Origin of the sequence: Chromobacterium sp. IIBBL 290-4, from assembly GCF_024207115.1 — a bacterium.
Taxonomy (GTDB): Bacteria; Pseudomonadota; Gammaproteobacteria; order Burkholderiales; family Chromobacteriaceae; genus Chromobacterium.
Genome location: NZ_CP100128.1, coordinates 2,102,182 through 2,120,183 on the forward strand (window position 1 = coordinate 2,102,182; position 18,002 = coordinate 2,120,183).

The 18,002-nt window shown below is 58.5% G+C and carries 14 protein-coding genes and 1 pseudogene; 11 read left to right on the forward strand and 4 right to left on the reverse strand.

All coding sequences use genetic code 11. The annotated features are described in order from the left end of the window. The first annotated feature begins 4 nt into the window (after positions 1-4). From atpA to glmU, 5 genes are all read left to right on the forward strand, one after another. Positions 5-1,549 (forward strand): F0F1 ATP synthase subunit alpha, encoded by a 1,545-nt coding sequence (gene atpA / locus NKT35_RS09855; protein ID WP_254300891.1) that lies wholly within the window; start codon positions 5-7, stop codon positions 1,547-1,549. Between the two features lie 40 nt (positions 1,550-1,589). Beyond that, positions 1,590-2,456: a F0F1 ATP synthase subunit gamma gene (gene atpG, locus NKT35_RS09860; protein WP_254300893.1), complete on the forward strand. Its 867-nt coding sequence runs from the start codon at positions 1,590-1,592 to the stop codon at positions 2,454-2,456. 40 nt (positions 2,457-2,496) lie between these two features. Further along, complete coding sequence (atpD, locus tag NKT35_RS09865) at positions 2,497-3,894, forward strand: F0F1 ATP synthase subunit beta (protein ID WP_254300894.1); 1,398 nt, start codon at positions 2,497-2,499, stop codon at positions 3,892-3,894. Between the two features lie 11 nt (positions 3,895-3,905). Continuing rightward, the gene (locus tag NKT35_RS09870) at positions 3,906-4,328 is read left to right on the forward strand and encodes a F0F1 ATP synthase subunit epsilon (protein ID WP_076226530.1); all 423 of its coding nucleotides are present in this window, start codon (positions 3,906-3,908) and stop codon (positions 4,326-4,328) included. An 84-nt stretch (positions 4,329-4,412) separates the two neighbouring features. Beyond that, entirely contained in the window at positions 4,413-5,777 is a 1,365-nt protein-coding gene (gene glmU, locus NKT35_RS09875; protein WP_254300896.1) for a bifunctional UDP-N-acetylglucosamine diphosphorylase/glucosamine-1-phosphate N-acetyltransferase GlmU, read from the forward strand. Between the two features lie 95 nt (positions 5,778-5,872). Here glmU and NKT35_RS09880 read toward each other — a convergent pair whose 3' ends face one another. Then, the gene (locus tag NKT35_RS09880; RefSeq protein WP_254300903.1) at positions 5,873-6,295 is read right to left on the reverse strand and encodes a DUF6404 family protein; all 423 of its coding nucleotides are present in this window, start codon (positions 6,293-6,295) and stop codon (positions 5,873-5,875) included. A 150-nt stretch (positions 6,296-6,445) separates the two neighbouring features. Here NKT35_RS09880 and NKT35_RS09885 point away from each other — a divergent pair, with 150 nt between their 5' ends. The 3 genes from NKT35_RS09885 (at position 6,446) to NKT35_RS09895 (ending at position 10,147) form a co-directional block, all read left to right on the forward strand. After that, positions 6,446-7,237, forward strand: coding sequence for a DeoR/GlpR family DNA-binding transcription regulator (locus NKT35_RS09885; RefSeq protein ID WP_254300905.1), 792 nt, complete (start codon positions 6,446-6,448; stop codon positions 7,235-7,237). Next, positions 7,237-9,066 (forward strand): glutamine--fructose-6-phosphate transaminase (isomerizing), encoded by a 1,830-nt coding sequence (gene glmS, locus NKT35_RS09890; RefSeq protein ID WP_254300906.1) that lies wholly within the window; start codon positions 7,237-7,239, stop codon positions 9,064-9,066. Before NKT35_RS09885 ends, glmS begins: the two co-directional genes overlap by 1 nt. Positions 9,067-9,250: 184 nt before the next feature. Further along, the gene (locus NKT35_RS09895; RefSeq protein WP_254300908.1) at positions 9,251-10,147 is read left to right on the forward strand and encodes a TnsA endonuclease N-terminal domain-containing protein; all 897 of its coding nucleotides are present in this window, start codon (positions 9,251-9,253) and stop codon (positions 10,145-10,147) included. Positions 10,148-10,264: 117 nt separating this feature from the next. Here NKT35_RS09895 and NKT35_RS09900 read toward each other — a convergent pair whose 3' ends face one another. Together NKT35_RS09900 and NKT35_RS09905 are read right to left on the reverse strand one after the other, a co-directional pair. Beyond that, positions 10,265-11,113 carry a hypothetical protein gene (locus NKT35_RS09900; protein ID WP_254300910.1) on the reverse strand — a complete coding sequence of 283 codons (849 nt, stop codon included), beginning with the start codon at positions 11,111-11,113 and terminating at the stop codon, positions 10,265-10,267. A 447-nt stretch (positions 11,114-11,560) separates the two neighbouring features. Then, a pseudogene (locus tag NKT35_RS09905) lies at positions 11,561-12,103 on the reverse strand (IS256 family transposase); the annotation flags it as partial. Positions 12,104-12,499: 396 nt separating this feature from the next. Between NKT35_RS09905 and NKT35_RS09910 the strand changes: the two are divergent. The 3 genes from NKT35_RS09910 to NKT35_RS09920 are packed head-to-tail and all read left to right on the forward strand — an operon-like array spanning position 12,500 to position 16,331. Next, on the forward strand, positions 12,500-14,587 hold the full coding sequence (locus tag NKT35_RS09910; protein WP_254300912.1) for a ferritin-like domain-containing protein: 2,088 nt from the start codon (positions 12,500-12,502) through the stop codon (positions 14,585-14,587). A gap of 12 nt (positions 14,588-14,599) precedes the next feature. After that, on the forward strand, positions 14,600-15,484 hold the full coding sequence (gene bufB, locus NKT35_RS09915; protein ID WP_254300914.1) for an MNIO family bufferin maturase: 885 nt from the start codon (positions 14,600-14,602) through the stop codon (positions 15,482-15,484). Further along, positions 15,462-16,331, forward strand: a complete 870-nt coding sequence (locus tag NKT35_RS09920; RefSeq protein ID WP_254300916.1) for an HvfC/BufC N-terminal domain-containing protein — start codon at positions 15,462-15,464, stop codon at positions 16,329-16,331. Before bufB ends, NKT35_RS09920 begins: the two co-directional genes overlap by 23 nt. A 65-nt stretch (positions 16,332-16,396) precedes the next feature. Here NKT35_RS09920 and NKT35_RS09925 read toward each other — a convergent pair whose 3' ends face one another. Continuing rightward, the gene (locus tag NKT35_RS09925; protein WP_254300918.1) at positions 16,397-17,818 is read right to left on the reverse strand and encodes a TolC family protein; all 1,422 of its coding nucleotides are present in this window, start codon (positions 17,816-17,818) and stop codon (positions 16,397-16,399) included. Between the last annotated feature and the right edge of the window lie 184 nt (positions 17,819-18,002).

An 18,002-nucleotide genomic window follows, 5' to 3' on the forward strand; every position in this document is an offset into this window, starting at 1 on the left:
GATCATGCAGTTGAACCCCTCTGAAATCAGCGATCTGATCAAGGCCAAGATCCAGAATCTGGCTGAAGGCGCTGAAGTTCGCACCAAGGGCACGGTTATCTCCGTGACCGACGGTATCGTCCGCATCCACGGCCTGGCCGATGTGATGCAGGGCGAAATGCTCGAATTCCCGGGCAACACCTTTGGCCTCGCCATGAACCTGGAGCGCGACTCTGTCGGCGCCGTGGTTCTGGGCGAGTACGAGCACATCTCCGAAGGCGACGAAGTCAAGTGCACCGGTCGCATTCTGGAAGTGCCGGTTGGTCCGGAGCTGATTGGCCGCGTGGTCAACGCCCTGGGTCAGCCCATCGACGGCAAAGGTCCGATCAACGCCACGAAATCGTCCCCGATCGAAAAGATCGCCCCGGGCGTGATCGCGCGTCAATCGGTATCGCAGCCGATGCAAACCGGCCTGAAGTCGATCGACTCCATGGTTCCGGTTGGCCGCGGCCAGCGTGAGCTGATCATTGGCGACCGTCAGACCGGCAAGACCGCCGTGGCTCTGGACGCCATCATCAACCAGAAGGGCAATGGCGTCATCTGCATCTACGTAGCCGTAGGTCAGAAGGCTTCCTCCATCGCCAACGTGGTTCGCAAGCTGGAAGAGCATGGCGCGATGGGTCACACCATCATCGTGGCCGCTACCGCTTCCGAAGCCGCCGCCCTGCAGTTCATCGCCCCGTACTCCGGCTGCGCGATGGGCGAATACTTCCGCGACATCGGCGAAGACGCGCTGATCGTATACGACGACTTGTCCAAGCAAGCTGTCGCCTACCGTCAGATCTCGCTGCTGCTGCGCCGTCCGCCGGGCCGCGAAGCCTACCCGGGCGACGTGTTCTATCTGCACTCCCGTCTGCTGGAGCGCGCTGCGCGCATCAACGAAGACGAAGTGGAAAAGCTGACTGGCGGCGCCGTTAAGGGCAAGACCGGTTCGCTGACCGCGCTGCCGATCATCGAAACCCAGGCCGGCGACGTATCCGCGTTCGTTCCGACCAACGTGATTTCGATTACCGACGGCCAGATCTTCCTGGAAACCGACCTGTTCAACGCGGGTATCCGTCCGGCCATCAACGCCGGTATCTCGGTATCGCGCGTGGGCGGCGCCGCTCAGACCAAGGTGATCAAGAAGCTCGGCGGCGGTATCCGTCTGGCGCTGGCTCAGTATCGCGAGCTGGCTGCGTTCGCGCAGTTCGCCTCCGACCTGGACGAAGCCACCCGCAAGCAGCTGTCCCACGGTGAAGTGGTGACCGAACTGATGAAGCAAAAGCAGTTCTCCACCCTGTCGACCGCGGAAATGGCGCTGACCCTGTGGGCGGTGAACAAGGGCAGCTACGAAGACGTTCCGGTGAAGAAGGCTCTGGCTTTCGAAGCCGAGTTCCTGGCCAACGTGCGTGCCAACCACGCCGAAGTGCTGCAGGCCGTGAACGCCTCCGGTGATCTGTCTGCCGACAACGAGAAGGTACTGGCCAAGGCGATGGAATCGTTCAAGGCTGGCTACAGCTTCAACTGAGCCTTAGACGATAAGTCGTTGCTAAAGAAAGGTTCAGGATATGGCAGTCGGTAAAGAGATTCTCACCAAGATCCGCAGCGTGCAAAACACGCAGAAGATCACCCGCGCTATGCAGATGGTGTCGACCTCGAAGATGCGCAAAACGCAAGAGCGTATGCGCGCTGCCCGTCCTTACGCCGAGAAGGTGCGCACGGTTATGGCGCACCTCGCTCAGGCGAACGCGGAACTTGGTCACCCCTTGCTTGCCCGTCGCGAGACGATCAAGCGCGCCGGCATCATCCTGGTTTCCTCCGACAAGGGCCTGTGCGGCGGCTTGAACGTGAACTCGTTCAAGCGCTTCTTCGCCAAGGTCAAGGAACTGCAGGATCAGAACGTCGAGATCGACGTTTGCTGCCTGGGCCAAAAAGGCCTGGGAGCTGCCCAGCGCGCTCGTTTGAACGTGGTGGCAAGCGCGGTTCATCTCGGCGATACGCCGAAGATGGAAAAACTGATTGGCCCGCTTACGGTTCTGTTCAAGCAGTACGCCGAAGGCGAACTGGATGCGGTCTACATCGTGTACTCCAGCTTCGTGAACACCATGAAGCAGGAGCCGGCGCTGGAACAGCTGCTTCCGCTGACACCGCACCATATGGTGGTGGAGCATTCGCACTCGTGGGATTACCTGTACGAGCCGGATGCGACGACGCTGATGGAATTCCTGGTGCGCCGTTATCTGGAATCGGTGGTGTATCAGGCTCTGGCCGAAAACATGGCCTCCGAGCAGGCTGCGCGTATGGTGGCGATGAAAGCCGCCACCGACAACGCCGGCAACACCATCAAGCAGCTGCGCCTGGTGTACAACAAGGCGCGTCAAGCGGCGATTACGACCGAGCTGTCGGAAATCGTGGCAGGCGCCGCCGCGGTGTAGCCCACTTGCGGAACATAAAGTTTATTTTTAGGAAGCGATAATGAGCCAAGGCAAAATCGTACAAATCATTGGCGCGGTGATCGACGTGGAATTTCCGCGCGACGCCATGCCGAAGGTTTATGATGCCCTGAAGCTGGTAGACGCCGACCTGACGCTCGAAGTTCAGCAACAGCTGGGCGACGGCGTGGTCCGTACCATTGCAATGGGCAGCTCCGACGGTCTGAAGCGTGGCATGGCCGTTGCCAATACCGGCGCACCGATTTCGGTGCCGGTTGGCGCCGCCACCCTCGGCCGCATCATGGACGTGTTGGGCAACCCGGTGGACGAAGCGGGTCCGGTAGCGACCGAAGCGCGTCGCGCCATTCACCAGCCTGCGCCGAAGTTCGACGAACTGTCGGCCGCCTCCGACATCCTGGAAACCGGCATCAAGGTGATCGACCTGCTGTGCCCGTTCGCCAAGGGTGGTAAGGTGGGTCTGTTCGGCGGCGCCGGTGTGGGCAAGACCGTCAACATGATGGAATTGATCAACAACATCGCCAAGGCCCACTCGGGTCTGTCCGTGTTCGCTGGCGTGGGTGAGCGTACCCGTGAAGGTAACGACTTCTACCACGAAATGAAGGACTCCAACGTTCTGGACAAGGTAGCGATGGTGTACGGTCAGATGAACGAGCCGCCGGGCAACCGTCTGCGCGTAGCCCTGACCGGCCTGACCATGGCCGAGCACTTCCGCGACGAGAAGGACGAAAACGGCAAGGGCCGCGACGTTCTGCTGTTCGTGGACAACATCTACCGCTACACGCTGGCCGGTACCGAAGTGTCCGCTCTGCTGGGCCGTATGCCGTCCGCCGTGGGCTACCAGCCGACGCTGGCCGAGGAAATGGGCCGTCTGCAAGAGCGTATTACTTCGACCAAGGATGGTTCCATTACCTCCATCCAGGCCGTATACGTCCCTGCGGATGACTTGACCGACCCGTCCCCGGCGACCACCTTCGCCCACTTGGACGCTACCGTGGTACTGTCGCGCGACATCGCCTCGCTGGGTATCTACCCGGCCGTGGACCCGCTCGACTCCACTTCGCGTCAGCTGGATCCGCTGGTGGTTGGCGACGAGCACTACTCGGTTGCCCGCGGCGTGCAGTCCACTCTGCAGCGCTACAAGGAACTGCGCGACATCATCGCGATTCTGGGTATGGACGAACTGTCCGAGGAAGACAAACTGGTCGTGGCTCGCGCCCGTAAGATCCAGCGCTTCCTGTCCCAGCCGTTCCACGTGGCCGAAGTATTTACCGGTTCCCCGGGCAAATACGTGCCGCTGCGCGAAACCATCAAGGGCTTCAAGGCCATTCTCGCTGGCGAATACGACCACCTGCCGGAACAAGCGTTCTACATGGTTGGTTCGATCGAAGAAGCTGCCGAGAAAGCCAAGACCCTTAACTAAGGAGAGGGCGCATGTCCAAGATGCGTGTGGAAGTGGTTAGCACCGAACAACTCATCTTCTCTGGCGAGGCGGAATTCGTCGTCGCGCCGGCTACCGAAGGCGAGATCGGCGTCTACCCGCAACACGTGCCGCTCCTGACCCGTATCAAGCCCGGCGTGCTTCGTCTGAAGGTGCCGGGCGCCAAGGAAGAAGTACTGGTGGCGGTGTCCGGCGGCATGATGGAAGTGCAGCCGAGCCTGATCACCGTGCTCGCCGATACGGCGATCCGCGGCGAGGATCTCGATGAGGCCCGCGCCAATGAGGCGAAACGCGCTGCCGAGGATGCCCTCAAGCACGCGACCGACGACATGAGCACGGCCAAAGCCCACGCCGCACTGGCGGTGGCGATTGCCGAACTCAAGACGCTGGACTACCTCAAGAAGCGCGCTCACTGATTACGTGGGATGCAATCGTGTATAGTGCAAGGCTGCCACATCTGTGGCAGCCTTTTTCATTTTCGGCTCAACTGAAGAAATATCATGGATAGTCTGAATATCGTCATCCTTGCCGCCGGCAAGGGCAAGCGCATGTATTCCAGCATGCCCAAGGTACTGCATCCCATCGGCGGCGCGCCGATGCTGGCGCGAGTCATTCGCACGGCCCGCAATTTGAACCCCGCCCGTCTGGTGGTGGTATACGGCCATGGCGGAGAACAAGTACGCGCGCGCATAACAGACAGCGACATCATCTGGGCCGAACAAACCGAACAACTGGGCACCGGCCACGCTTTGAAAATGGCCTTGCCTCATCTGCCGCAAGACGGCAAAACCCTGGTGCTGTACGGCGATGTGCCGCTCACCAAGACCGCCACGCTCCAGCGGCTGATCGACGCCGCCGGTCAGGGCATGGCCGTGTTGACCGACGTGCTGGCCGACGCCAGCGGCTACGGCCGCATGGTGCGTGGCGCAGACGGTAAGCTGAAAGCCATCGTAGAGCACAAGGATTGCACGCCGGAGCAACTGGCTATCCGCGAAATCAACACCGGCATGATGGCGCTGCCTAACGCGCAATTGGCGGCGTGGCTCAACGCGCTGAAAAACGGCAATGCCCAAGGCGAATACTATCTGACCGACGTGCTGGAACTGGCGGTGAAAGACGGCGTGGCGGTGGAAAGCGCCAGCGTCGATGCCAGCTGGGAAGCTGCCGGCGTCAATAACAAGCTGCAGCTGGCCGAGCTGGAGCGCATTCTGCAAGCCAACCAGGCGCGCGCTTTGCTGGAGGCCGGCGTCACGCTGGCCGACCCGGCGCGCATCGACATCCGCGGCGAGCTGAAGCACGGCATGGACGTCAGCATCGACGTCGGCTGCGTATTCGAAGGCGTGGTGGAGCTGGGCGACAATGTGGAAATCGGCGCCAACTGCGTGCTGAAAAACGTCAAAGTAGCCGCCGGCACTGTCATCGCGCCGTTCTCGCACTTGGAGGATGCGGTGGTGGGCGAAGCCTGCAAGATCGGCCCCTTCGCCCGCCTGCGTCCCGGCGCGGAATTGGCCAGCCATGTGCACATCGGCAACTTTGTCGAGGTGAAGAAGAGCAAAATCGGCGACGGCTCCAAGGTCAACCATCTGACCTATATCGGCGACGCCGAGATCGGCCGCAAGGTCAATGTCGGTGCCGGTTCCGTCACCTGCAACTACGACGGCGTCAACAAGTTCAAAACTGTTATCGGCGACGACGTATTTGTTGGCTCAGGCACTTTGATGGTGGCGCCGGTGACGCTTGAAAACGGTTCGACCATCGCCGCGGGCTCGGTGATCAACAAAACCGCTCCGGCCGGTGCGTTGACCGTGGCGCGCGCTCGGCAAGTTACGGTGCCGGGCTGGAAGCGGCCGGAGAAAAAATCCTGATGAGCAATGGCGGCTGATGCCGTCGACCTGTCTTTGATGCGCGGCGCCCTGTTTTCTTCCAAAGAGAACAGGGCGTTGTTCTTTGGCGGATTCGTTTACTCAAGCTTGGGGTTTTCGATGGAAGAAATAAGCGCTTCCCATTTTGGCAGGCGGTATTTGCGACGACCATAAGCGTAATAAAGCGCCATGGTCAGGCCAAAAAGCGAGCCGGTGAAAAGCATGGAGAGCAAGCGGACCAGACCACTTGGCTGCGGCCAGGAAAAGAAATGGTCAAAAAGCCACATCCAGGCCGCCCAGGCGGGGCCGAAGAATCCGCTTAATAAGAGTGTCGCCTGCCAAAACGGCAGGAAATGCGGCGGAGGGCAATTCAGCCCCAAGCGCCATAACAGTTTGAATAGCGGCGGCGCATAGTTGGCTTTGCCAATCCCGGTCCGTGCCAGGATTTGCAGGGCTTGCTCTCGTTGGGAGAAGGCGGGCGATCCGAACAGGCTTGGCATGGCGGCATTTTCTTTCATCATGGAGCAGGCAACGATTATGCTGATTTTGCAATGACAAATGCATTTTGCCAAGAGGTTTGTGGTCTAAGCGGCGAAGCTGGGGTTTGAAGCCATCTTGCCTTTCATTTTGCGGCGCGTTATCATTCAAAAACTTTCGAAACGAAACTTAAGATGACGAAACGAAACACTCAGCAGCGCCGCCATGCCATCGCGGCGTTGGTGCAGGAAAAAGGCGAAATCAGCGTGGAAGCGCTGACCCAGCGTTTCGCCACATCTGAAGTCACCATTCGCAAAGACCTGGCGTTGCTGGAAACCGGCGGCCTGTTGTTGCGCCGCTATGGCGGCGCGGTGTCGCTGCCAAGCGAGATGATGGCGGAGCCGGATGCGGATAAAGTTTCGAAGCGAAAGCAATCCATCGCCCGCGCGGCGGCGGAAAGGTTGCGCGATCACAACCGCGTGATCGTGGACAGCGGCACCACCACCAGCGCGATGATCCCGCTCTTGGGCAGCAAGCGCGGCCTGGTGGTGATGACTAATTCTCTCAGCGTGGCCGGTCAGCTGCGCGAACTGGAAAACGAACCCACGCTGCTGATGACCGGCGGCACCTGGGATCCGCATTCCGAGTCGTTCCAAGGCCAGATCGCCGAGCAGGCGCTGCGCTCCTACGATTTTGACCAACTGTTCATCGGCGCGGACGGCATAGACCTGGAGCGCGGCACCACCACTTTCAACGAGCTGGTCGGCCTTTCCCGCGTGATGGCGGATGTGGCGCGCGAGGTGATCGTGATGGTGGAGTCGGAAAAAATAGGCCGCCGCATCCCTAATCTGGAGTTGCCCTGGGGCAAGATCCACACCCTGGTGACCGACGACGGCCTGGCGCAAGACGCCAGAGACAAGATTCAAGCGAAGGGCGTCACGCTGATTTGCGCGCCCACTCATCAAGAACACTCTAGGAGAAAGTAATGTGCGGCATTGTCGGCGCCATCGCGCAGCGTAATATCGTTCCGATTCTGGTGGATGGCCTGAAGCGGCTGGAATACCGCGGCTATGATTCCGCCGGCGTGGCCGTGCTGGCCGGCGACGAAATCCGCCGCGTGCGCCGCGTTGGCCGCGTGGCCGAAATGGAAGGCGCCGCGGCAGAGGAAGGATTGCAAGGCCAGCTCGGCATTGGCCATACCCGCTGGGCCACTCACGGCGGTGTGACCGAATACAACGCCCACCCGCACATCTCCTTCGGCAAGATCGCCGTGGTGCACAACGGCATCATCGAAAACCACGAAGAACAGCGCCAGCGTCTGAAGGACCTGGGCTACGCCTTCGAGTCGCAAACCGACACCGAAGTGATCGCCCACCTAGTGCATCACTACTATCAGGCCGGCAGCAGCTTGTTCGACGCGGTGAAGAAAGCCACCCGCGAGCTGACCGGCGCCTATGCCATCGGCGTGATCGCTGTAGACCGCCCGGATGAACTGGTGTGCGCGCGCATGGGCTGCCCGCTGCTGGTGGGCCTGGGCGAAGGCGAAAACTTCATCGCCTCCGACGTCTCCGCCATCCTGTCCGCTACCCGCCGCGTGATCTTCCTGGAAGAGGGCGACATCGGCCACCTGACCCGCGACGGCGTCAAGCTGATCGACAAGCACGACCAGGCCATCGAACGCCCGGTGCATTTGTCCGACGTGTCGCTGGCCTCGCTGGAGCTGGGCCCGTACAGCCACTTCATGCAGAAGGAAATCCACGAACAGCCGAAGGCGCTGGCCGACACCATCGAAGCGGTGCAGGACGCCGGCTTCAATCCGGCACTGTTTGGAGAAGCTGCCGCCGCCATTCTGCCGCAACTGGAAGGCGTGAAGATTCTGGCCTGCGGCACCAGCTACTACGCCGGCATGACGGCCAAGTACTGGATTGAAAGCATCGCCGGCATCGTCTGCGACGTGGAAATCGCCAGCGAATACCGCTACCGCGACGCCTTCGCCAATCCCAAGCACCTGATCGTCACCATCTCCCAGTCCGGCGAGACGCTGGACACCATGGAGGCGCTGAAGTACGCCAAGGAGCTGGGCCACCAGTACGCGCTGTCCATCTGCAATGTGCGCGAATCCGCCATCCCGCGCGCCAGCGACCTGGTGTTCTACACCCGCGCCGGCGCGGAAATCGGCGTAGCTTCCACCAAGGCCTTCACCACCCAGCTGGTGGGCCTGTTCGCGCTGGCCGTGACCCTGGGCAAGACCCGCGGCCGCGTGTCCGCCGAGATGGAAGCGCAATACCTGGACGAACTGCGCCATCTGCCGGGCAGCGTGCAGCACGCGCTGAACCTGGAGCCGCAGATCAAGGCCTGGTCCGAGCGCTTCGCCGCCAAGGACGACGCGCTGTTCCTCGGCCGCGGCCTGCATTATCCGATCGCGCTGGAAGGCGCGCTGAAGCTGAAGGAAATCTCCTATATCCACGCGGAAGCCTACCCGGCCGGCGAGCTGAAGCACGGCCCGCTGGCGCTGGTGGACGAAAACATGCCGGTGGTGGTGATCGCCCCCAATGACTCGCTGTTGGAAAAAGTGAAGTCGAATATGCAGGAAGTGCGCGCCCGCGGCGGCGAGCTGTTCGTGTTCGCCGACGCCGACAGCCACTTCAGCGAGTCCGACGGCGTGCACGTGATCCGCACCCCGCGCCACGTGGGCATCCTCAGCCCCATCGTCCACACCATCCCGGTGCAGATGTTGGCCTACCACGTCGCGCTGTCGCGCGGCACGGATGTAGACAAGCCGCGGAATTTGGCTAAGTCGGTGACGGTCGAATAAGGTTTGCTCAGCGGCATTGACTATGATCTGTTTGCAGACAATAAATATTTATCTTAAACAATAAAGATTTATCTTGGGCAACAAAGATGTAACAAAGCCCGGCAGGTTTACCTGCCGGGCTTTGTTCCTCCTGATTTTACCCTTTAAAGCTTTTGTGATTTAGGATTTGTCAAGAAAACTCATCATGCTAACTTTGGTAAAGCTAAAACTGAGGAGAAGAATACTTGTCTGTGAAGGATTGGCGACTTTCGCAGCGAGAAAGAAGAGCGCTTGTTTCCTTGTAGTGCTCTCCAATAGGGGTACAGGGCACCTGGCGGCTTACAAACCGTGGTTGACCATTCAGGATGTCCCTTCAAGTGGCAGGGTCAGCCGCATATCAGGATGGAAAGCTGCCCGCATCCATCACCTGCTATCAGATGGCGAGACCGGCTTATTCCTGATGTTTGATTGGGAGGACTCGGTTGTCGATATACGGGAGCAGTTTCCCCTTGATCGGGAGATCACCCGCCAGATTGCTACCGACATTGGTGTTTTGCATCCACGCGACACCCAGACCCAGACAGACCTCGTCATGACCACGGACTTTGTTGTGGATGTGTCTGATGCTTCAGGCAGCCGGGTCATTGCTCGAACGTTCAAGCCCCATGTTGAGCTCGATGACAAAAGAGTGATAGAGAAATTCGAGATCGAGCGCCGGTACTGGGAGCTGCAGAAAGTAGACTGGGGTGTGGTGACTGATGTCGAGCTACCCGCAGAACGGGTCAAAAACTTGCAATGGTTGCACCCAATGCGTTCGCTTGATGGTACGCAAGTGCCTTACGAGGGGTATTGGCAGGATCGAGTAAGGGTAGTCCGTGAGAACTGGCATTCTGCTGGCTCTATGGCAATCAAAGGCTTTTGTCGCTGGCTGGAGCAGACCCATGGATTTCAGTCTGGCGAAGGGCTGACGGTAATACGTTTCCTGCTAGCCAATAAGCAGTTGGTCATGGATCTCGATCGAGAATTTGACTCTCTCGCTGCGGTATCCACGCTCAGGATGGACGACAGCATAAAACCCATTGTTCTGAGCTTTGAAAAATAAAGCACAGCTCCACATAGATTGCCATATCCAATATAGAAAAACCCCACACGATCATGACTCTTCACACGTGATCAAGTGGGGGGATCTATATCTGTAGAATTCAATAAAAAGTGCCGTTCAATTTAGGCCCCCTGCAGCAATTACGCTTCTGATATCAGATAGTGTTTCTTCATGGGCGATAAGATTTAGCCTTATTTTTCTAAACTCTTCATCATTAAATTCAATATCTCGCCCTTTAAATGTAATTTTTCCATCCTTCTCGATCGGGCGAGCGTGCGCTAATGCATTTCTGGGTTTTATGATTTCAGAATCATACCTACCCAACACAGCCAACAAATCAGCCACAGTTCGATCATCTTCCTTCGTAGACAAAATACTATTTAAAACCTGGCATTTCAAGGCACTGCTAAATGATCTGTGTTCAATTATTTCTTCAATACCATGTATTTCACTCAGCTTTTGAATTTGCTCTACATTACTATTACAGACCTTGATGATCCTTTGACGTATTGAATCAACTAATGCTTCTTTCTCCCCAGCGTCAAGTTGCTCGTAGCGTAGCCTTATACTCTCATCAATTTGAAAATCGAAATCACTAACAGCTGACATTACAAGCCCCCGCATATGATTCAGATCTAACACCTTCTTAATTGTGTTGTTAATAACTGCCATTGCCTCAGCTGTTAGACTATCTCTTCTTGTACAATATACTCCATCGATATCCTGCTCAAAGATCGCTCGACGCAGATCAGATGGAGAGGCAGAGCTATAGAAAACAATTTCTGTATGAAAACCACTACGAAGCCGTTTTGCAACTACAGCCCCATCATTTTCTTTTTCTCCCAAATTCCAATCCATCAAAATAAGATCAAAATCCCCCATCTTTTTTAACTGAGGAACAAGCGAATTAATATCCCTAACTTTATCAACCCACTTAATATCCAACTTAAAACCCAGGCGTGCCAATCGGCTACTGCATTCCACTGCGTATCTTGTCTTGGCGAAGCTGGATCCAGTGGAGCTCAATTGGGCAATGCTCGACCTTGCTGCAACCATATGTAAGCCAAGGATGCCGAGGTGTAGTGAATGCCCCCTAAGGAGGGCGTGTTGCTTCTACAGGAACAGAGACTCGGGCGAAGGTGCTGCGGTGCAAGACGAACCGTATGTGCCTTGCAAGAGTTGACCGACGTGCTCGAGTGCGCCTTGGAGCCAGGGGTACAACTTTATTGTTGGCGAGGTTGGAGGTGATAGGGCTTGATGATTCTTCTTTGGAGCAACTTTATTTTTATGAAAAAGCTGATGGTGTCTTTGTAAATCAATGCGTTGTGTTTTTTTGTGATCTAATTTTATTGTCGATTGCGTCCGTCAAGGTGGTGTAAATACTTTGGCCTGAACTCCGGTCCGGTTTTGGGTTTACATCCCCAGTAACGGGGCGGTGTTATCGGTCAGCGTATCGGCAGGCTCGCCCATCGAATGCTGCGGCATATAGCGATTCTGTAACTGCCATTCCTCGTTCTGCTCCATCAGCACCGCGCCGATCAAGCGACGGATGCTGGCTTCGTTCGGAAAGATCCCGACCACATTGCTGCGGCGTTTGATTTCCTTGTTCAGCCTCTCCAGCGTATTCGTCGAATGGATCTTGACCCGATGCGCGGCCGGGAAGTCCAAGTGCGCCAGCACGTCATATTCCGCGTCGTCCATGATGGCTGCCGCCTTGGCGAACTTTGGCCTCAGTTTATCGGCCACTTGTCGCCATGCCTCATGGGCTCTGGCAGCATCTGGCTGCTGGAACACTTGCCGAATCAAGCTGCTGACCAGCCCCTGATGCGACTTGGCCACGCAAACCAGGACGTTGCGCATGAAATGCACGCGACAGCGCTGCCAGGTCGCGGAGAACGCTTGCGCGATGGCGGCCTTCAAGCCCTCGTGAGCGTCCGAAATCACCAGCATGACGCCGGAGCGTGTCTGAGGTTCTGTGTAAACTGACCATTATTATCAGAACATTGACCGCTGGATTTGGTTGACCGGTCCTCCTTGCTCCCCGTCCTGAAACCCTTGCTATTGCTGGCTTTGACAGACTATGGCAACAAGTATGCATGTAATACCTTTAAATCATAGAGGTGTGACAGGCTTAAAATTTTTGACGTGTCCGTTGTCGGAAGCTTTGGAAGTCACTGCGGCCGCTGCTTCCTGTCCCATTGATTTGCCTGCGATTTATTGATCGGTTTTGTTAGCGGGTCTAAGTACTATTTCTTAGTTTGGTGCATATGCACTTTCCTATTTCATCGAAATTCCTAAAGTCATAAGGCAGCACCCTGCCATGCGCCTTGCGCGAGCCCTTAGGAGGATGAGATGCCGATACCTGTTCTTGGCGCCAGCCTGAAGCCGATCACGGACCGCAGCCTGAGCGAGTTGGAAAGCGATAAATCCGCCGCCCGGGCGATTATCCAGGCGGCGGTCAGCGTGGAACTGTTCACGATTCCGCTGTACATGACCACGATGTACTCGATTCAGGGCACCCACCAGATCAACAGCAAGAATCAGGACTACTATCGCGGCCGGCAATGGCCCGGCGCGGCGCCGGTCGCGCATCCCTCCGACGACAACCAGCGCGCCTTCAACATCGTGTTCAGCGTGTTCATCCAGGAAATGTTGCATCTGCAGATGGCGGGCAATCTGGCCACGGCCATGGGCGTCAAGCCGGACTTCACGCCCCCGGCGCTGGTGGACAAGGACTTGGGCTGGATCTGCTACGGGCCGCAACAATCGGTGCTGCCCCACATCATCAATTTGCGCGACACCAGCACCTATAACAGCGTGCGGGTCAATCTGGAGGCGCTGAACGAGAACCAGATCGCGTTGTTCCGCGCCATCGAGCAGCCGGAAGGCGCGGCGCGCGCGGAGCTGGCCAAGCAGCCGCAGCAAGTGCAGGCCCGCTATTTCCCGCAAGTGCCGTTCGCCGGCTGGAAGCCGAGCATGACCGTGCGGGACCTGCCCATGTTCGGCACCATAGGCTGGATGTACGAGTGTCTGGCCCAATACATCAGCATTGAGTACACCGACGGCAAAACGCTGTGGGACAAGCTGGCGGTGTCGGACTCGGTGCAGCAGGACCTGTTCAACGTGCATGGCGCGAGCAATCCCAGCCATCCGCTGAAGGAATTCCCGCAGCTGTCCACGCAATTCACGCCCGAAGATTTCTGCGGCTGCGACAGCTCGTTCAACAAGGCCATAGACATGATGGCGGCCATCACCGACCAGGGCGAGGGCGCGGAGATCAGCCTGCGACGCTATCGCCGCGGCGCCATGCTGCAAGAGGTGAAGGAGCCGTACCGTGAAGACCGTTCGGCCCTGGAGGTGGATTATCCCTCCTATGACGGCGCGGGCGGCGAAGTGCCGTCCGCGGATGCCGCCGCGCGTTGCGACAGCGCGGAATGGACGCACTACGAGCGCTTCACCGAGCTCTATCTGATGCTGCGCCGGGTGGAAACCTGGGAGCAATGGCACGCCAAGGGCAACCGCTGGACGGCCGGCATGCTGACCAATACCGAATTCAACCCGGCCGCCGCGCCCAAGAACATTCCCGCGCCGGAACAGGTGGCGGACGCGCTGAACACGTTGAAGCAGGATCGCTCGATGTATTCGGTGCTGAGCCAGGTGTCGGTAGGCGCCATTGCCGGCATCACCACGGTGCTGGACAGCTACTGGGAAAACCAGCAAGCCAGCTTCCCTTATCCGTCCATGGTCGGTTCCGGCGATCGCGTCTCCCTGTGCTGGGCGGTGTTCGGCAAAGCGCCGAATCTGTCGCTGGGCGTGGGGCAGCGCGAGGCGGGCAAGCTCTACCACGCTTGCCAGGGCATGAGCCTGGATGGCTCTACCGGCTCCAGCTGCGCAGCCATCGAGATTTACCACACCTGCCGCGGCTCCAACAGCTGCAAGGCGGAAGGCGGCTGCGGCTTTGTGCAGAGCGACAGCGGCGGCGGCTCCTGTTCCGCGATGCGCCGCGCGGCTCCAAACATGCATGCGCATGCCCCCCGGGGTTTTGGCGGTGCGACGTATGGCGCGCAAGCGCCGGCCTCAGGAGGCATGCTTGGCGCGCCTGGCACTTGTTCTGAGGGCAATCAGTGCAGAGGGCCCACGCCCGGCTCGGACGTCTACAGCGCCCCCAGCGACAACAAGTGCGCCAGCTTCGGCGGCTGCGCGGTGCCGATCTCGGCGTCCCAGCTATTCCCCAGCCAGGGCAAGATGAAGCTGTACCAGTTCGTCGGGCCGCAGCATAGCAGCGAGCCCTTGCCGAAAACGCTGGATTTCGATGTCGGCGAAGCGGTGTACGACAAGGCCTGGCAGGCTTATCGCGAGGTGATGGCCGCCAAGCAGGTGAATGTCAGCGAGCCGCCGAACCCGACGCCGCTGCGCGTGGCCCTGCCGCCTTCGACCTGATGGGAGAGAGATGTGACTGAGCCCAGATTAGGCTTGCCGAATCTCGGCTTCGGCGTCGGCTTGCGCAATACCCATCTGCAGCATATCGCGGAGCATGGCGCCGGCGTCGACTGGTTCGAGATCATCAGCGAAAACTTCATCGGCCATCGCGGCTATGCCAGGCATGTGCTGGACCGAGTGAGGAAAGCCGTGCCCATTGTCATGCACGGGGTGTCGCTTTCCATAGGAAGCTGCGACCCGCTGAATCGGGGCTATCTGGAACAGCTGCGCCGGCTGGCCGAGGAGTTGCGGCCGGCGTGGCTGTCCGACCATCTGTGCTGGAGCGGCGTGGCGTCCGTCAATTCGCACGACCTGCTACCCCTGCCGCTGACCGAGGAAAGCTATCGCCATGTGAAAGACCGCGTCTTGCAGGCGCAGGACGCGCTGGGCCGGCCGCTGGTGCTGGAGAACCCCAGCAGCTATCTGCAGTTCGCCCACTCCACCATGCCGGAATGGGCCTTTCTGTCCCGCCTGGCTGAGGAGAGCGGCTGCGGCCTGCTGTTGGACGTCAACAACGTCTATGTGTCCGGGTACAACCACGGCTTCGATCCCGAGCATTACATACGGCAGTTGCCGGCCGACCACATCGTGCAGATCCACCTGGCAGGCCCCAGCGATTGCGGCGACTGCCTGATCGATACCCACGACCATCCGGTGCCGGAACGCGTCTGGGAACTGTATCTGCTGGCGCAACGGCGCTGCGGCGGCGTCAGCACGCTGCTGGAGTGGGATGCCGACATCCCGCCGTATCCGGAGCTGCTGGCCGAACTGGACAAGGCAAGGCGTCTGCTGGCGGAGCGCGCGCCGGAAACGCTGCCGGGCGGAAAGGAAAGCCATGAGCCAGCCTGCCTTGCTTGACAGCCAGCTGTGGCTGCTGACGGCGATGACCGCCGGAGGTGGTCTGGAACATGGTTTGGCGTTGGCGCAAGCCAACTACGGTCTGGACGAGGAAATGGTGGCCGAGCCGCCGCAGGGCGACCGTCGCTCGCGGATCGGCGTTTACCATCATGGTTACTGGATGCGTTTGCTGGAGTGCCTGCGGGCGGACTATCCGATGCTGGGCAAGCTGCTTGGGCCATCCATGTTCGATCTGCTTGCCCGCGGCTATCTGGCTTCCCGGCCTTCGCGCTCGCCGTCGTTGCACGATCTGGGCGAAGGCTTCGCCGCTTTCCTGGCAGCCAGCCAGCCGGATCCGGATGCGGTTGAGTGCAGGCTGCCGTTGGAGTTGGCCAGGCTGGAGCGGGCGTATGCCGAAGCGCTGAGGGGAGAGGGCGTGGAGGCGGCGAAGCAGGAACCGCAGGACGATTGGCTGGCATTGCTGGCGGTCGGCGAGCCGCTGGCGGCTTACAGCGTGCCTGATTGCGTCAGGCTGCTGGAGACCAGTTTGCCGGTGCATGAGTATTGCCTGGCGCTGGCTGTCGAAGAGAATGCGCCCCCGATCCCGGCGCCTGTCGCCTGCTTCCTTGCCGTGGCGCGGGCGCAATGGCGGGTGCGGTGCCATGAGCTCGAGTTGTGGCAGTGGCGGTTGTTGCACGCCATGAGACAGGGCGTCTCCGCGGGCGAAGCCATGAGTGAGGCGATGGAGGCGGCGGGCATGGTGGAAGAGGCGCTGCGTGCGCAACTGCTGCTGTGGCTGCCTGCTGCCCGGCAGTTGGGGCTGTTGCGGAGGAGCCATGCTGTCGCGCCGGACCAGTCCTCATTGTGAAAATGGAATGCTCTTATTTTCAAACTGCCAGGGATGGCCAAAATTTCAAGCCAGTGAGGGACGATTTATATGTCGTTAATTGAGCCTGTTGTGTCGCCAAGCCTGCCAATGCTTTGCGCTAATTGATATCGAGCAGTCAAAAGGTCTGACATGGCTTGAATGTGCTGTTGCCTTGCCGACGCGAGGTTGCTTTGGACGCTCATGAGTTCCTGGACATCGGCAGCTCCCACTTGATAGCGTTTGCTCGATGCTGCGAATGCGCGTTCTGCAATTTGCAGAAGCTTTTTTGCCTGAGAAAGATTGTCCTCGCCTGCCTGAACTTCTTGATAGTTCTTCCAAACGGCTCGGCTTATTTTTTGCGAAGCCCCATCCAGGATGGCCTGTTGTCTCGCGACCTCCGCCGTCGCACCGTGTATGCGGTAAGTTCGTTCAAATCCATCGAAAAGCGGTATGGATAATTGAATGCCTGCATAGCGTTGCTGGTTATTGGCCGGGGTTTGAGGCATTCCGGTGCCAAGACTTTCCGGTTGATTACTATGATTGGCGCGCAGCGTCAGCGTCACGCTTGGCCGGCCTTCTGCTGCGGCTTGATCGGCTTTCGCTTGAGCAGCTGCTAAGTTTTCTCGAGCTGAGATCAGCTCCGGGTTGTCGCTTTGCGCAAGGGTCAAGAGCTTCTGTATGTCTGAGTCCAGATGCCTCATCCCGGTGTCGGAGGGGGATAACTCGGTGACTGCTGGGTGGCTATTGGCGGGGAGGCCCATGTCGAGGGCAAGATTGCCTTGCGCGATAGCTAATTGTTGCTCGGCTTTGATGCGATTGATTGCGCTTTGAGAAAGCGCCGTTTCTGCTTGCAACTGGTCGCTTATCGCTGCGACTCCGCCATTTGTCTTGGCTGTCGCGGCCTTCAGGCTGTTGGCTGCATTGTGCTCGTTGATGCGTGTGGCTGTAAGCGTGGCTTGCGCAGCTGCGACAGCATAGAAGTCGCGTACGACGGTTGCGAAGATTAGAGCATGCACGGCTTGCTGGCTGGCCAGGGCTGCGCGCAAGCCTGCTTCCGCCACCTTGTGCCGAGCGGATCTCGCGCCAAAGTCGTAGAGCAGCCAGCTGAGGCTTGCGCTGTCGGTGCGGTAGCTATTGCTGTTGGTCGTGTTGAGATAGGGCATTGCCGGCGTGTTCGCGACATTGTGATCACGTGCCCATTGTGTGTTGCCTTCCAATTTAGGCAGGTAGGCTGCGCGGGCTTGCCCGAGTTCGGCTTCTTGCAGTTTGATGCTGGCCCAGGCTTCTCGCGTTTGGGGATCGTGGCATAGCGACATATCGACAGCTGTGGGCAAGTCTAATCGCTTGGGCAGGGCCTGTGCGGAGCATGGCTCCTGCGTGGGAATTGTTGCTGATTGCGACCAGAGGGGGTCGGTTGGATAGGCGTCCCATGCGAGGCATTTTCCACAAACCAGAAGCGATTGTATTAAAAAAAACTTTAAATTCATTTAACTTCCACTTGCATTTTGGATTCTATTTGTCATTTGAAATGATACAATAATTCACAAATTTGTTACAATATGTTGATTGGATTTGCCTGGCAGGGGTATCGTGATGCCGGCAAATCATTGTGACAATTAATCTGACTTATTCATTTTTTTTGAAGGATGGATGAGCGGTATCGATGTGGAT

What these genes read in the sequence shown, in the direction of transcription:
- atpA (WP_254300891.1), top strand. Translation starts at nt 5, where the DNA reads ATGCAGTTGAACCCCTCTGAAATCAGCGATCTGATCAAGGCCAAGATC.
- atpG (WP_254300893.1), top strand. Translation starts at nt 1,590, where the DNA reads ATGGCAGTCGGTAAAGAGATTCTCACCAAGATCCGCAGCGTGCAAAAC.
- atpD (WP_254300894.1), top strand. Translation starts at nt 2,497, where the DNA reads ATGAGCCAAGGCAAAATCGTACAAATCATTGGCGCGGTGATCGACGTG.
- NKT35_RS09870 (WP_076226530.1), top strand. Translation starts at nt 3,906, where the DNA reads ATGTCCAAGATGCGTGTGGAAGTGGTTAGCACCGAACAACTCATCTTC.
- glmU (WP_254300896.1), top strand. Translation starts at nt 4,413, where the DNA reads ATGGATAGTCTGAATATCGTCATCCTTGCCGCCGGCAAGGGCAAGCGC.
- NKT35_RS09880 (WP_254300903.1), bottom strand. Translation starts at nt 6,295, where the DNA reads ATGATGAAAGAAAATGCCGCCATGCCAAGCCTGTTCGGATCGCCCGCC.
- NKT35_RS09885 (WP_254300905.1), top strand. Translation starts at nt 6,446, where the DNA reads ATGACGAAACGAAACACTCAGCAGCGCCGCCATGCCATCGCGGCGTTG.
- glmS (WP_254300906.1), top strand. Translation starts at nt 7,237, where the DNA reads ATGTGCGGCATTGTCGGCGCCATCGCGCAGCGTAATATCGTTCCGATT.
- NKT35_RS09895 (WP_254300908.1), top strand. Translation starts at nt 9,251, where the DNA reads ATGCTAACTTTGGTAAAGCTAAAACTGAGGAGAAGAATACTTGTCTGT.
- NKT35_RS09910 (WP_254300912.1), top strand. Translation starts at nt 12,500, where the DNA reads ATGCCGATACCTGTTCTTGGCGCCAGCCTGAAGCCGATCACGGACCGC.
- NKT35_RS09920 (WP_254300916.1), top strand. Translation starts at nt 15,462, where the DNA reads ATGAGCCAGCCTGCCTTGCTTGACAGCCAGCTGTGGCTGCTGACGGCG.
- NKT35_RS09925 (WP_254300918.1), bottom strand. Translation starts at nt 17,818, where the DNA reads ATGAATTTAAAGTTTTTTTTAATACAATCGCTTCTGGTTTGTGGAAAA.